Annotated in this window: 16 protein-coding genes; 10 read left to right on the top strand and 6 right to left on the bottom strand. The window is 59.8% G+C overall.

What is annotated here, in order from left to right:
• From VL547_RS05185 to VL547_RS05175, 3 genes are all read right to left on the bottom strand, one after another.
• On the bottom strand, positions 1-804 hold an 804-nt coding region (locus VL547_RS05185), incomplete at its 3' end, for a phosphodiester glycosidase family protein (RefSeq protein WP_325575925.1).
• A complete protein-coding gene (lipA, locus tag VL547_RS05180; protein ID WP_349255535.1) occupies positions 797-1,693 on the bottom strand; it encodes a lipoyl synthase in 897 nt (298 codons plus the stop codon). The genes lipA and VL547_RS05185, both read right to left, overlap by 8 nt.
• 64 nt (positions 1,694-1,757) lie before the next feature.
• Complete coding sequence (locus VL547_RS05175) at positions 1,758-2,576, bottom strand: hypothetical protein (RefSeq protein ID WP_325575923.1); 819 nt, start codon at positions 2,574-2,576, stop codon at positions 1,758-1,760.
• 89 nt (positions 2,577-2,665) lie between these two features.
• On the opposite strand from VL547_RS05175, the gene VL547_RS05170 reads away from it, so the two are divergent.
• Genes VL547_RS05170 through VL547_RS05155 form a run of 4 tightly spaced genes read left to right on the top strand, consistent with a single transcriptional unit; the run spans position 2,666 to position 5,591 of the window.
• Positions 2,666-3,070: an OsmC family protein gene (locus VL547_RS05170; protein ID WP_325575921.1), complete on the top strand. Its 405-nt coding sequence runs from the start codon at positions 2,666-2,668 to the stop codon at positions 3,068-3,070.
• 44 nt (positions 3,071-3,114) lie between these two features.
• Positions 3,115-4,311: an acyltransferase gene (locus VL547_RS05165; protein ID WP_325575919.1), complete on the top strand. Its 1,197-nt coding sequence runs from the start codon at positions 3,115-3,117 to the stop codon at positions 4,309-4,311.
• A 42-nt stretch (positions 4,312-4,353) separates the two neighbouring features.
• On the top strand, positions 4,354-4,914 hold the full coding sequence (locus VL547_RS05160; protein ID WP_325575917.1) for a hypothetical protein: 561 nt from the start codon (positions 4,354-4,356) through the stop codon (positions 4,912-4,914).
• On the top strand, positions 4,911-5,591 hold the full coding sequence (locus VL547_RS05155; protein WP_325575915.1) for a hypothetical protein: 681 nt from the start codon (positions 4,911-4,913) through the stop codon (positions 5,589-5,591). Before VL547_RS05160 ends, VL547_RS05155 begins: the two co-directional genes overlap by 4 nt.
• Before the next feature lie 60 nt (positions 5,592-5,651).
• Here the strand turns inward: VL547_RS05155 and VL547_RS05150 are convergent, their stop codons facing one another.
• From VL547_RS05150 to VL547_RS05140, 3 genes are read right to left on the bottom strand one after another with little or no spacing between them, the layout of a single operon-like run.
• Positions 5,652-6,281, bottom strand: coding sequence for a Maf family protein (locus tag VL547_RS05150; RefSeq protein ID WP_325575913.1), 630 nt, complete (start codon positions 6,279-6,281; stop codon positions 5,652-5,654).
• Complete coding sequence (locus tag VL547_RS05145; RefSeq protein WP_325575910.1) at positions 6,274-7,242, bottom strand: geranylgeranylglycerol-phosphate geranylgeranyltransferase; 969 nt, start codon at positions 7,240-7,242, stop codon at positions 6,274-6,276. The genes VL547_RS05150 and VL547_RS05145 overlap by 8 nt, the downstream gene beginning before the upstream one ends.
• A gap of 51 nt (positions 7,243-7,293) precedes the next feature.
• Positions 7,294-7,815: an HAD-IIIA family hydrolase gene (locus VL547_RS05140; RefSeq protein WP_325575908.1), complete on the bottom strand. Its 522-nt coding sequence runs from the start codon at positions 7,813-7,815 to the stop codon at positions 7,294-7,296.
• A 77-nt stretch (positions 7,816-7,892) separates the two neighbouring features.
• Between VL547_RS05140 and VL547_RS05135 the strand changes: the two genes are divergently transcribed.
• From VL547_RS05135 to VL547_RS05110, 6 genes are all read left to right on the top strand, one after another.
• Positions 7,893-8,921, top strand: a complete 1,029-nt coding sequence (locus VL547_RS05135) for an SRPBCC family protein (RefSeq protein WP_325575906.1) — start codon at positions 7,893-7,895, stop codon at positions 8,919-8,921.
• Positions 8,922-9,014: 93 nt separating this feature from the next.
• Positions 9,015-9,524 carry a UpxY family transcription antiterminator gene (locus VL547_RS05130; RefSeq protein WP_325575904.1) on the top strand — a complete coding sequence of 170 codons (510 nt, stop codon included), beginning with the start codon at positions 9,015-9,017 and terminating at the stop codon, positions 9,522-9,524.
• A 23-nt stretch (positions 9,525-9,547) separates the two neighbouring features.
• Positions 9,548-10,501 (top strand): GDP-L-fucose synthase, encoded by a 954-nt coding sequence (fcl, locus tag VL547_RS05125; RefSeq protein WP_325575902.1) that lies wholly within the window; start codon positions 9,548-9,550, stop codon positions 10,499-10,501.
• Between the two features lie 4 nt (positions 10,502-10,505).
• Positions 10,506-11,108 carry an acyltransferase gene (locus tag VL547_RS05120; RefSeq protein ID WP_325575900.1) on the top strand — a complete coding sequence of 201 codons (603 nt, stop codon included), beginning with the start codon at positions 10,506-10,508 and terminating at the stop codon, positions 11,106-11,108.
• The gene (locus VL547_RS05115) at positions 11,105-12,646 is read left to right on the top strand and encodes an oligosaccharide flippase family protein (protein WP_325575898.1); all 1,542 of its coding nucleotides are present in this window, start codon (positions 11,105-11,107) and stop codon (positions 12,644-12,646) included. The genes VL547_RS05120 and VL547_RS05115 overlap by 4 nt, the downstream gene beginning before the upstream one ends.
• Positions 12,643-13,662 (top strand): hypothetical protein, encoded by a 1,020-nt coding sequence (locus VL547_RS05110; RefSeq protein WP_325575896.1) that lies wholly within the window; start codon positions 12,643-12,645, stop codon positions 13,660-13,662. Before VL547_RS05115 ends, VL547_RS05110 begins: the two co-directional genes overlap by 4 nt.
• The last annotated feature ends 16 nt before the right edge of the window (positions 13,663-13,678 follow it).

The following is a 13,678-nucleotide window of genomic DNA, read 5'->3' as shown; positions in this document are numbered from 1 at the left end:
TAATATCGCGGCGGTTTCGGGGAGGGTGGCGCCGGTGGATTCGGGGTAGCCGGATTCGATGACGAGGATGATGAGCTTGTTGTCGCGGGTGTAGCCCATGGCGGTGCGGGCGGTAAGGTCGTTTTCGTGGCCGGCGAAACGGACCTCTTCGCGGCTGGAGATGAAGACCTGGCCGCGTTTGATGAGGGTGGGGCCGCCGCCGATGGCGGTGAGCATGGGCCATTGCATGGTCTTGGCGCCGATTTCGGCGTTGGCGTTTTCGGCGTGGAGGTCGAACTGGGAGGGGTTCGTTTTGTGGCCCTTGCTGTAGCGCGGGTCGGCGGGGCCCTTGAGCATGAGGAGCGGGTAGTCTTTGCTGGAGTCGGTGAAGACCCAGCCGACGTCTACGTGGCGGGCGCCGTTGATGCCGAGGGCGCTGGGGGTGACGTAGCGGTAGACGCTGTCGTCGAAGATGGCGCTTTGGTTGAGACAGATGAGGCGCTGGTCGTTGATGACGAGCTGGAGGTTTTTACGGGTCGCGGAGTCGAATTGTGGGCCGTTGACGACGATGTAGGGGGGGAGGCCGGTTTCGGCGGCGAAGAGTGTCGAAGGCGTGCCCTCGCCTACGCGGGCGGTGAAGTCGATCTTCTGGTCGTACGGGTCGATCTCGACGTAGCACGCGCGGAAGGGGCGGCCGTGGACGGAGTCCTGGGTGAGGTAAACCTGGATGGAAAACGGCAGGCGTTCGTTCAGGGTGCGGGCCTTGGTCCAGCGTACCTGAGCGGACGACGTGAGGGGGAGGAGCAGGAAGAGGTATTTATACAAGCTGCGCTTTTTTCTCCAGACTCCAGGCGGCCTTGCCGTACCCGGCGATGACGTGCTTTTCGCTGTGGTAGGAGGAGCGGACGAGGGGGCCGCTTTCTACGTAGTCGAAACCCATTTCATAACCGCGCTCGCGCAATTCGGCGAACTCGTCGGGGTGGACGAAGCGCTGGACGGCAAGGTGTTTTTGCGTCGGCTGGAGGTACTGGCCGAGGGTGATGACGTCGACGCCGCTGTCGACGAGGTCCTGCATGGTCTGGAGGACTTCTTCCTTGGTTTCGCCGAGGCCGAGCATGACGCCGCTCTTTGTCCGCATGCCGCCTTCCTTGAGGGTGCGCAGCACTTCCATGCTCCGCCAGTACTTGGCCTGGATGCGGACGCTGCGGGTGAGGCGCTCGACGGTTTCGATGTTGTGGCTGACGACCTCGGGGGCGGCGTCGATGACGCGCTGGATGTTGTCCTTGTCGCCCTTGAAGTCGGGGATGAGGGTCTCCAGGGATGTATCGGGGTTGAGGGTCTTGACGGCGCGGATGGTGTTGTACCAGATGGCGGAGCCGCCGTCCTTGAGCTCGTCGCGGTCGACGGAGGTGATGACGGCGTGCTTGACCTTCATCAGGTGGATCGCTTCGGCTACGCGTTGGGGCTCGTCCCAGTCGACGGCGTCGGGGCGGCCGGTGGCCACCGCGCAGAAGCCGCAGGAGCGGGTGCAGACGTTTCCGAGGATCATGAATGTCGCCGTCCCGGCGCCCCAGCATTCGCCCATGTTGGGGCAGTTGCCGCTTTCACAGATTGTATGAAGTTTGTGGGTTTCGACTAAACCACGTACGTGCTTGTATGATTCTCCGACCGGCAGCTTCACGCGAAGCCAGTCCGGTTTCTTGGGCTTGTCCATGGGGCAAATATACGGCGATTTTTATTGCCGGGCCCGGCGCGCGAAGCGCGCCGTAGGGGGGCCGTCACTTTCGCTTGCCGAACAGGATCGTGACGTAGGAATTCAGGAAAAACGCGTGGTTTTGGGCCAGGACCATCATGGGGACCTGGTTGAAGTAGTATTCGGCGTTCACGCCGACCTCGATGGCGCTGAGGAGCTCGTTGTAGCGGCCGTAGTCGAAACGGAGGGCCAGCTTGGCGTGGAGACCGGGTTTGATCTTGAGCTCGCTCCAGCCGGTGCCGAGACCGGTGCCGCCGTAGACGTTACCCAGGAATTGGGCGCTGTCCTGCTGGGTGTACTTGATGTTGACGAGCTGGCCGGTGGAGTCTTCGGTCTGGACGTAGTAGGGGCGCAGGAGACCGAGCGAAAGACCGCCGGCGTAGATACCGGAGACGGCCACGCCGTTCTTGTTACCCTTGCCGCCGAACATGTATTGCTGGCCGAAGCCTATCTTGAATTGATAGAAGTAGTTTTGCTTGCCGTAGATGAACGGCGTACCGTCCGTAAAGGGGTTATCGGAAACCGAAACCTTGTATTCCTTGGGGCTCTTCTTCTCGTTGAGCTCGAACTGGAGGATGTTGGTCCAGCGGAGCGACCTCATCCAGCCCTCCTCGAAGGAGAGGCCGTAGCCGTCGGTGGCCAGCTTGATCCCGAAGGCCCATTGCTTGTTGTAAGCCAGCACCCCTTCTTCCTCCCGGCGGATCAGGTCGTTGACCCGTTGTTTCCGCTCCCAGACCTTCTCCTGGTGGGGTGTACGCGGCACGGTATCTATCGTATTCTGGGCCGAGGCGCGCCCGCCAAACATTACCGATACCAAACCTACAGCTGCTATAAGATGTCGCACGATCAATCTGTTATGGGATATACTGGTCATAAAAGTAGGTAAAAACGCTAAGTGATGGCAAAAGTTGTGTCGATCTTTTAAATTTGTGCATGACTTCTACCGTAATCTACGAGGGCGACCTCCACACCAACGCCAAACACCTCCAAAGCGGAAGTGCCATTGAAACCGACGCGCCCACGGACAACAAGGGACGGGGCGAGCGCTTCTCCCCTACCGACCTCATCGCCACGGGACTGGGCGCCTGTATGGCGACCACGATGGGGATAAAGGCGAACGACCTCGGCGTTGACCTGCGGGGTCTTACCGTTGACGTCACCAAGCACATGGTGGCCGGTCCGCGGCGGATCGGTGGTATTGACATACACCTTCGTTTTCCGCAGGGGCTTGAGCTGGATGAAAAACAGAGGGCCATCCTGGAAAATACCGCGCGCACCTGCCCGGTCATCTACAGCCTCCACCCCGACATACAGGTAAATACGGAAATTTCCTGGTAGGCGTTGGACTTTTTTGCCCGCCCGCCGTTTAATATTACAAAAAATTGAAATCTAAGGCTTCCTCTCACCTTCTTTTCATCGACGGCATCCGGGCGCTCGCGGCGCTTTATGTGACGATCCACCACGAGGTGCTCCAGTACTATAAGATCCCGACGATCTATGGGTTTTCCTTTGTCAGGAAAAACCTGTTCAAGTTCTTCCTGGGGGGGCACTACGCGGTGGCGTTGTTTATCGTGGTGTCGGGGTACAGCCTGATGATCTCGGTGTCGCGTCACTCCGATACGCTGCGGGGCGGGGCGCTGGAGTTCTTCCGCAAGCGCGTTATCCGGATACTGCCGCCGTATTACCTGGCGATGGCGCTTTCGTTGATCTTGATTTGGACGTGTATCGGCGTGCCTACGGGATTCAACTGGGACAATTCCCTGCCGGTGTCGTCGTTTGACATCGTGATGCACCTGCTGTTGCTCCATGATTTTTTACGGCCGGGAGCGTGGCATATCAACCACGTGTTCTGGTCGATATCGGTGGAATGGAGGATCTACTTCTTTTTCCCGGTGCTCGTTTTGCTGTGGCGCCGCGTGAGGCCGGTGGCCACCGTTTTTGTGAGCGTGTTGATTTCGCTGCTCGGGCTGGGGTTCCTGGTAGGGCTGTCGTCGCTGGGGCTGCCCGTCAATTTTGGGGAAGGGGTGCATCCGTTTATCATTCTGTTTGCCTTCGGGATGCTGGCGGCGGATGTGTCGCTGTCGCCAAAGGCCTGGTCGGCGTCTTTCCGCGAACGCTATGCGTCACTGCCGTCATGGTTCCGCGGGGTGCTGTTCGTCGTTTTGGGCGGCCTGGCGGTTTTCGTGGGGCGGCTCGACGGGCCCGACCGGTTGCTGATGCCGTTGAGCGACATCACCGCGGGGGCGTTCTTTGCGCTCTGCATTTTTGCGCTCGCCGTCGGCGGGGACGGCTTTTTCCGGCGGGTCGTCGGTTGTAAGCCGCTGGTGTGGGTAGGGACCTTTTCTTATAGCCTTTATTTGATTCACGCGCCGCTCTTGCAGGTGGCGACGCAATACGGCCTGGATACCTGGGCATCGTCGCTGGACCTGCGCATGGGGTTGCTGGTGTTGGTGGGAACGCCGGTCATCGTGGGGCTCGCGTGGCTGTTTTTCCTCGTTTGCGAGAAGCCGTTTATAAAGATGAACCAGCGGGGTAGGAAGCCGGTCGCGCTCGAGGTGGTGACCGACCCGGCACCGTGAAAACACCCTTGATGGGGGCGCCGTCCTGTCTTAATTTGAGACATGCGCTTCAAAGAATTACTCAGCCTGGAAAAGGTTCCTTACCTGCTGACGATATTGTTTGCGATGGCCGGGTGGGGCGCCACGCATATCGCGGACCAGCTGATGTCCAGCCCGATCGTCGAGTACGACGCCACGACCAGCCGTCGCGGAGACACGACCGAGGTCAAATATGTGGTCACCAACATCACCGAAAAACAACGGTTCGACAACCTCTCCTTTTTGCTCGTCGCTCCCAGGCAGGACACTTTTTATAGTGGTGCGGTCGTGCTGCCGCCCCCGATCGTCATGGACAATGTAACCGCTCCCAGCGAAGTCAACCCTTTGTACTTCAGGGCGTCCCTTTCGCAGTTAGAGCCCGGGGCCAGTATCGAGCTCATCCTCCTGAAGAAAAAAGGGGATCCCATTGCCCTGCGGCTTGCTTCTTCTTCCATCGTGCGGCTCGAGCCCTCGTCCTGGGATACGTTTGTCATCAAAAACGAGAGCGATATCATCTACGGTCTCGTCATTGCCTGGATTGCGCTCATCATCGTTTATTTTATACTACTCAAAATATTTGTATGAAGTACCTTTTGATGGTGGCGGTCGCCTTGACGCAGGAGACCGTTTTTGCCCAGTTGAGATTCAAGGTCGTCGATGATGACAACAAAGGCGTAAAAAGCGTCATAGTCAAGATCGACGGCTCGGGTATCCAGAATAACCTGGGTGTCACGAATGATTCCGGTGAATTCAGGATCGATCCGCCGTGCGCGGGGGGCGACCGTCTGCAGGCAAGACCCCAGAGCCCGTTGCTGTCCGCCAGCAATATTACCTACTGCACCGACGTCCATGGCATGATCAAGGTGTATAATGTACTCTATACGAATAACCTGCGGCAAAACGCGCTGTATTACGAGTATACGGGAAACTACGCCCTTTCCGCGTACCTCAACAATACCCTGGCGACGCGTTACCAGGGCGTGGATTCTCTCTCCGCTCTCAATTACAAGGTTAAAGCGTACAATTTAACCGCGACGTCTTTCCGGATGACCAGCGCGTTCAAGACGGCGCAAGGCCCGGATTCCACCTTTTTGCTCTCCCCCGAATTCGAGTCCAGGCTCTTTCGGACCCAAAAAAAGCTCGGTTTACAAGCCGATGGGAAACTCTCCGATGCAATGCTGCTGGGGCTTTCCAATTTCAGTGAGGAAGGCGCAAAGCTGTTGTATGTCGTGCCGCACACGATAAAGATGACCAATTTATAACGAGTCCACGGCGAGGGCGCGGTGATGCAGCGGGGCGGTGGCGCGGCGCATGGCGGCGCGTTACATACCCGCCAACGCGCGGACCGCGCGGCTCACGGGGAGGCCCATGACGTTGTAGAAGTCGCCGTTGACGGACTTGATGCCGACGACGCCGATCCACTCCTGGATGGCGTAGGCGCCGGCTTTATCGTAGGGGCGGTATTTGTCGACGTAGAAGGCGATCTGCCCGGGGGTCAGGGCGTGGAATTGGACGCGGGTGACGTCGGCGAAGGTGACTTCGGCGGAGGCGCGGCGGCAGCAGACGCCGGTGATGACCTGGTGCTCGCGGCCGGACAGGCGGGTGAGGATGGCGATGGCGTCGTCGCGGTCGCGGGGTTTGCCGATGATCTCGTTGCCGAGGACGACGACGGTGTCGGCGGCCAGGATGGTGCGGCGGCGGATGCCGGCGACAAAGGCGGAGCGCTCGGTGGGGTCGATGTCGAGACCGGGGATGGTGGGGTTGTTGTTGAGCTGGTCCTGGACGGCAAGGGCTTTCTGGCGGGCGATATAGACGGGGACCTCCTCGGGGGGAAGACCGTCGGGATAGCTTTCGTCGGTCACCGGGACGACGACGTCAAAATCGATTTCGGCCCACTCCAGGAGCTGGCGGCGGCGGGGCGATTGGGAGGCCAGGATGATCGGCTCAAGCATAGTATTTGAAGAAAAGGAGTGACAGGATACCGGTCAGCATGATGATCTTGACCAGGGTGCTGAGGCGGTGGAAGTCCTTCGGGGTCCTGGCGGACAGCAGCCCGCGAAAGACGTAGAGGAGCGGCAGGATGATCGCTGCCGCCAGGTAGACCGCGCTGAAGTACATCTTGAAATACAGGACATAGATCGTGACGAAGGTGAGCGCGCCCAGCAGGACGACGATCCAGGTGCCGGTGAACACCTTGGCGGTCGTGAAACCCCAGGCGATCGGAAGGGTGCGGCAACCGTATCTGGCATCGCCTTCGGTGTCTTCCATGTCCTTGATAACTTCGCGGATCATCGATAGGATAAAGGAAAACGAGCAATACAGCACCCCTATCCGGGCAAACCGCGCGTAGTTGACACCGGGTTTGGCGGGGTCCGCGCCGGCGAGCATGCCGAGGTGGTGGAGGATGTCGTCGTTGACGCCGATCCAGAGCAGCACCCCGATCGCCCAGGACGTCAGGATGGAGACGAGGATGTTGCCGCTGAGGAGTCGTTTCTTCAGCGAAACGGAATACAGGAAGAGCAAACCGACGCACGCGAAGTTGAGTAGCGGGAGCAGGTAGAAGTGCAGGACGATGCCCAGGTAGACGCTGATAGCGACGCCCGCCAGGGACAGCATGCCGTGCCACCACATCGCCCAGCGGCGGCTGATGTACCGGTCGACGATGAGCCGGTCGGGTTTGTTGACGAGGTCTATATTGACGTCGAAGTAGTCGTTGATGATGTATCCGGCCGCCGCCATGCAGGCAAAGGCGAGCGCCAGCAGCCCCAGCCTCCCCCACCCCAGCGCCGGTATCCAGCCGGAGGCCGTATAGGAGGGGCGCATCACGCAGTAGTAGAACAGGAACTGCGTGAGGGCGATGATGAGGAGATTCGGCCAACGGATCAACCGGAAAAATGCCTTGAGGGTTTGCATATGGATGCGGAAAATTAAGGAAAAACGGCTTGCCGCCGGCAGGCCTCGCAGCTATTTGCTGGCCGGGGTGGCGGTGTGGGTCCAGTGATTGTTTAGCTTGAGGACCTTCTCGATTACGTCGCGGACGCAGCCGTCGCCGCCTTTGACGGGGGATATGTACTTAGAGACGTGTAGGATTTCGGTGCAGGCATCGGCGGGGCAGCACGGGAGGCCGACGGCTTCCATGGGGGGGAGGTCGGGCATGTCGTCGCCCATGTACAGGACGGTTTGGGGGTCGAGCCGGTGGGTCTGGATAATTTCCTGCAAGAGGGACAGCTTGTCGTCGATGCTCATGTGGACGTCGGCGATGCCGAGCTTGGTGAGGCGCATACGGGCGGCGGGGGAGCTGCCGCCGGAGATGACGACGACGCGGTAGCCCTGCCTGACGGCCAGCTGGAGGGCGTAGCCGTCGCGGGTGTGCATCTTCCGGACCTGCTCGCCGTCTTCGAGGACCCACACGCCGCCGTCGGTGAGGACGCCGTCCATGTCGAAGACGAAGGTCCGGATCGGTTGAAAAAGCTCGAGTATGTTCATAGCGCGGCAAAGGTAAGGACGGGGAGGGTTGCATAAGTCAGGGGGAGTGCGTATTTTATGGCGCAAATGCTTACCATATGTCTCTGATTAAACGCATCCTCTGGGCGATTGCGGCCCTGCTTTTACTCCTGGTTTTGGTTTCTTTCTTCCTGCCGGGGACGGTGCATATCGAGCGGTCGAAGGTGATAAAGGCGCCGCCGGCCACCGTTTTTTCATTGGTAAATAACCTGCGGACCTACGACGACTGGATGCCGTGGAACCGGAAGGACCCGAACATGCGCCAGACGTTTGGCGACAAGGACGCGGGGATGGGGGCGAGCTATAGCTGGACCAGCCAGGACAAGCAGGTGGGGAACGGGACGCTGACGATCACCGAGTCGGTGCCGGATCAGAAGGTGACGACCGCCCTGGACTTCGGGGACATGGGGACGTCGCTGGACGGGTGGCTGCTCACGCCGGTGGACAGCGGGACCAGGGTGGTTTGGTACATGGACTCGAAGATGACGGGGAAGAACCCGTTTTATTCGGTGGTCGGCAAGTATATGGGGTTGTTCATGGACAAGATGGTGGGGCCGGACTTCGAGCAGGGGCTCGACAGCCTCAAGAGCCTGTCGGAGCGGAACCATTCGCCGCGGCCGCCCGTCATCAAGCTTGACACGTCGAGCGTGGCGGCGATGACGGTGCTGTATATCGCCGATTCGGCGAAGGACGGCGGCGAGATCGCCCGGAAGCTGTCGATCATTTACGGCCAGGAGCTGGGCGCCTTTATCAATAAACAACACCTCAAAATGGTCGGGGCGCCGATGGCCTGGTACTCGGGCGACCAGTTCCCGCTGATGTTCGAGGCCGGGGTCCCGGTCGACAAGGCGCCCGCCGGCGTCGAGGGCCGTATCAAAATGCGGCGGACCGCCGCGGGTCCGGCGCTGGTCGCCCACTTCTGGGGGCCCTACGAGCTCGACCCCATGGGGTATAAGGCCCTGGCGGACTCTTTGGCTAAAAGCGGGCGCAAGGCGGCCGGGTTGCCCTATGAGGTCTATGTGGGCGATCCCGGGGTCGAAAAAGACCTGTACAAGGTCCAGACGGACATTATCCAGCCGGTGCGCTAGCCGCCTCCAGCCCGGGACGTAAAAGCGCGCAAAGGGGGATGTCCCCTTATTTAAGGGGCAGTTCGCGGCCCCCATTTTGCGGACATTTACGCCATGAACCTTATCCAGGAGCGGCAGCCGCATTGGTATGCCCTCTACACCCGACCCAGGGCCGAGAAAAAAGCCGCGCAAACCTTAGCCGCCAGGGGCGTGGAGGTGTACTGCCCGATACAGCGGGTGCGGCGGCGCTGGCACGACCGGTTTAAGGTGGTCGAGGAGCCGGTGTTTACATCCTATGTGTTTGTGCGCGTGCGGGCGGCGGAGAGGGTCGGGGTTTTGTCAGACCCGAATATCATTACTTTTGTGAACCACTGTGGGAAGCCGGCGGTGATCCGGGATGGTGAGATGACCGCCATCCGGGCATTCCTGGCGGACCACGAGGGCGCCGAGTTCCGGGTGACGGGGGTGGAAGAGAATGACGTGGTGCGGATCGAGGAGGGGCCCTTCCGGGATTATACGGGGATTGTGGTGAAGAAGCACCGGAAAAAAGCCAGTATCAGGTTGGAACTTCTCAACGCGTACCTGGTGGCGGAAATCCCGGACGCGCAGTATAGTAAAGTCTAAGGCGCTTGCGCCTCAAAAACATTATGAAAAAAGACGCATCGATCTACATCGCAGGGCATCGGGGCATGGTCGGGGGTTCGATCCTCCGGCGGCTCGAAAAGCAAGGATATACGAAATTGTTGACCCGGTCTTCGAAGGAATTGGACCTCCGGGACCAGAAGGCGGTCCACGACTTCTTTGAGGAGCAGCGGCCGGAGTATGTGTTCCTGGCGGCGGCGAAGGTCGGGGGAATCCTGGCCAACGATACATATAGGGCGGACTTTATCTATGACAACCTGATGATCGAGGCGAACGTCATCCATGCGGCGTACCGGAGCGGGGTGACGAAACTGATGTTCCTGGGCAGCTCGTGTATCTATCCGAAGATGGCGCCGCAGCCATTGAAGGAGGAGTATATGCTGACGGGGCCGCTGGAGCCGACGAACGAGCCGTATGCGATCGCGAAGATCGCGGGGATCAAGCTGTGTGAATCGTTCCGGGATCAATACGGGTGCAACTTTATCAGCGTGATGCCGACGAATCTGTATGGCATCGGCGACAACTACGATTTGAAGAATTCGCACGTGCTGCCGGCGCTCATCCGGAAGTTCCACGAGGCGAAGATACAGGGGGCGGCCACGGTGACGATCTGGGGAACGGGGACGCCCAAGCGCGAGTTCCTGTTTGCGGACGACCTGGCGGAAGCGTGCGTGTACCTCATGGATAACTATGACGGGCGGGAGCTGGTCAATATCGGGACGGGGGAAGACCTGAGCATCCGGGAGCTGGCCGAGACCGTGAGCCGGGTGGTCGGGTTTGACGGGGAGCTCGTTTTTGATACGGGCAAACCGGACGGGACGCCGCGGAAGCTGATGGACGTGTCTAAGCTCCACGCGATGGGGTGGAGACACACGGTGGAGCTGGAGGATGGCATCCGACTGTCGTATCAGGATTTCCTGGCGCATGAAGGCGCGAAAACGCCGGTGGGCGCTGCGTAAACGTATGGCGAAATACTACTCAAAATGGGAAAAGGCGCTGGGCCGCTGGCGCGCGCTGAGGTTATCGTTGGTCAACCGGCAGATCCACCCGAAGGCGGAGATCATCTGCTCACACCTCTACGGAACGGACAAGATCGCCATCGGCGAGCGGTCGTGGCTGTATTACTGCCGGGTCCGCGTCAGCAGCCATTCCAAATACATACACATCGGGGCGCGGACGAAGGTCGAGTGTAACGCTTTCCTGAATGCGCACAAGGGCTATATCACCATCGGCTCGCGGTGTTTCGTGGGGCCCAACGTAATCATCCAGGGGTTTGGCGGCGTCGAGATCGGGAACCACGTCATGATCGCGGGCAATACCTTTATATCGAGCTCCAACCATATTTTCGAGGGCGTGCCCGCGGACGAGTTCCTGGACCGGGAGGAGGGCGCCAAGGTCGTCATCCACGACGACGTCTGGATCGGCTCTAACGTGACGATCACGGCGGGTGTCGAGATCGGCCCGCGCTGTGTCATCGGGGCGGGTAGCGTCGTGACGCGGAGCATACCGGCGGGATCGGTGGCGGTGGGCGCCCCCGCCAAGGTGGTAAAATCGATACCCTTATGAAGAGCTCATCCTTCAAAGCCATCGTCAGCGGCAACATCTGGGGCATCTTTGGGAAGCTGCTGGCTGCGGTGGTCAACTTTGTCTCGCTACCGATCCTCCTGAACGTATACGGAAAAAGCGACTACGGCCTGGTGGGCGTGGTGATGTCCACCAATGCCTTCCTCCAGATCGTCAACCTGGGCGTGCCGATGGGCGCGGTCAAATTCTTTTCGGAGTGGATCGAGGGCAAGGACGAGGATTCCCTGAAACAGGGGGTCCAGTCGAACCTCCTTTTTTTCACCCTCATAGCCTTTGTGAACAGCGCGATCCTGGCCTACCTGGGGTACAACGCGGGTCACTACTTCAAGGTCTCGCACCCCGCGATGCTGAGCACCCTTTTTTACCTGTCGGCGATCCTGACCTTCCCGAACTGGTACTTTCTGTCGCTGCAGCACGTGCTGATGGGGTACGAGCGGATCGGGCAGGTGAACCTGATGAACTCGATCGCCAGCATATTGAACCTGGTGGCTACGTTGGTCGCGTATGTGTTCAAGGCGCCGCTGGAGGTATATTTTATCATTTACCTCGGGACGAATATGGTGGTCATACCCCTGAGCATCTACGAGTGCCGGCGGATCGGCGCGTGGCGGAGGGAATACCTGTTCCCCGCGTGGCACAAGCGGTATTTCCGGGTCATCATCAAATACAGCTTCAGCCTTTTTGCGCTGGGGCTTTTACAGGTCCTGGCGGTCAACGTCCAACCGCTGCTCCTGGGCACGATGGAGGCCAACGGGGACGTCGCCGTGGCCAACTACCGCATCCTCCAGAACGTGACCATGCTGGTCTCGCTGTTCTCCAGCACCTTCCTGGCGAGCTTCCTGCCGTATGTCTCCAAGGCGAACTACCGGGGCGACACCGAGGGTATCCGGAACTTCGTGCTGGCCACGACGAAGTGGCTCAGCGTGATCGTGTTCTTCTTTTGTTTCCTGATCGCCTTCAACCCGGGGCAGGTGCTGTCGATCTATGTCGGCAAACAGGGGTCGGGGCTGGAAATCTGGCTGATCATCTGGATACTGGGCGTGTGTTTCAACAACAACCAGGGTATCTCGTCGACGATGCTCAGCATCGGGCGGCTCAGGGGGGTCATCATCGGCGTGGCGATCGCCAGCGCCAGTACGATCGCGTTCTCGTTCCTCTTTGTAAAAAAATATGGCGTGGGTATCGCGGCGGCGAGCTATCTGCTCTACCGCGTGATGGAGGCCTTTGTCATCTATGGCTATTATATCCCGCGGATCATGAAGATGCGGCCGGGGCTGATATTCGGTAAATCCATCGTGCCGCCGCTCGTGGTGGCGCTGACTGCGCTGGGGTTGACCAAGGCCCTGTTCTACTGGTGCGTCCCGCTGGAGAAGCCCTTCCTGTACATGTTTGCATTCGGGTGCGTGTCGCTGGCGCTCTACGCGCTGCTGGTCTACCGGTTCTGTATGACCGTGGCGGAACGCGAGATGCTGGGTAACGCGGCGCGGATGCTTCAGAAAGTCAAAATCGTATCCAAATGATGGCGCTCCTGAAATGGCTCAAACGGGCGCGGTATGCCTATGGCGCCAAACAATCGATCCCGCTGGAGCCGCTGCTGGCCAAAAGGGACGCGCTGACCCGCGCGTATGCCGGGGGCGCGGCCCGCGGCACGATGGCGGTCGCCCGGGACTTCGTGCGTGAAAGCCCGGCCATCCTCCTGGCCAGACGGCATCGCGGTCTGCGGTTCGCGCTCCTGGGCGAGGCCTACCGGCAGGCACGGCGGCAACGGGCGGACGACGGCCGGTTTACGGATATAGTATACCCGCAACGGCGACCGACAAACCGGTTCCGCCCCGAAGACCTGGTCGTCCTGTATCGATTTTATGAGAAAAACGGCGTCAAACCCCGCCCGGAAGGCTTTGACAAATTCAGTTGTTTCGCGCAGTTCTCGAGGGTCTTCGCGGGGGCCCGCGTCTATGTATTTATGGACAACTCGTCGGCGGAGGCGCGTCAGCGGCTACAGGCGATCCGGCCGGACGCGACGATCTTCGAGAACAAGGTGGGGAACTCGGGGAACCTGCTCAAGGCGCTGGATTTCGCGCTGACGCTCCCGGGCAATCCGATCGTCTACCTCCTGGAGGACGATTATGCGCACCGCCCGGGCGCCGACCGTGTCATGCTGGAGGCGTTCAACAGCGCCATCCCGTTCGACTACCTGTCGTTATATGATCATCCGGATAAATATGTGGACGGGTATAACCCACACGTGATGGACGGCGGAGAGGTCTCCAAGGTCTTTTTTACGGGAACGATCCATTGGAAGGAGACCAACTCCACGACCATGACGCTGGCGGCCACCAAGGAGACGCTCCGGGCGGACCTGGGGGCGTTCCAGCGCTTTTGCAAGGGGGGGACGCCGGACGATTTCGGGCTGTTCAATTACTTCAGGCGGAAACGGGGGCGGCGGCTAATCACTTGTATACCAGGCTACTCCTCCCACGGGGAGGCGGGAGCGGAGACACCGCTCCTCCCGGAGGGGCTATGGCGGTACCCTTGACTTAAGGGATTAGCCG

The sequence above is a fragment of the Dinghuibacter sp. genome, assembly GCF_035492835.1.
Taxonomy (GTDB): domain Bacteria; phylum Bacteroidota; class Bacteroidia; order Chitinophagales; family Chitinophagaceae; genus Dinghuibacter.
Note: the sequence above shows the minus strand (reverse complement) of the source record. Positions and strands in the feature narration are given on the sequence as shown.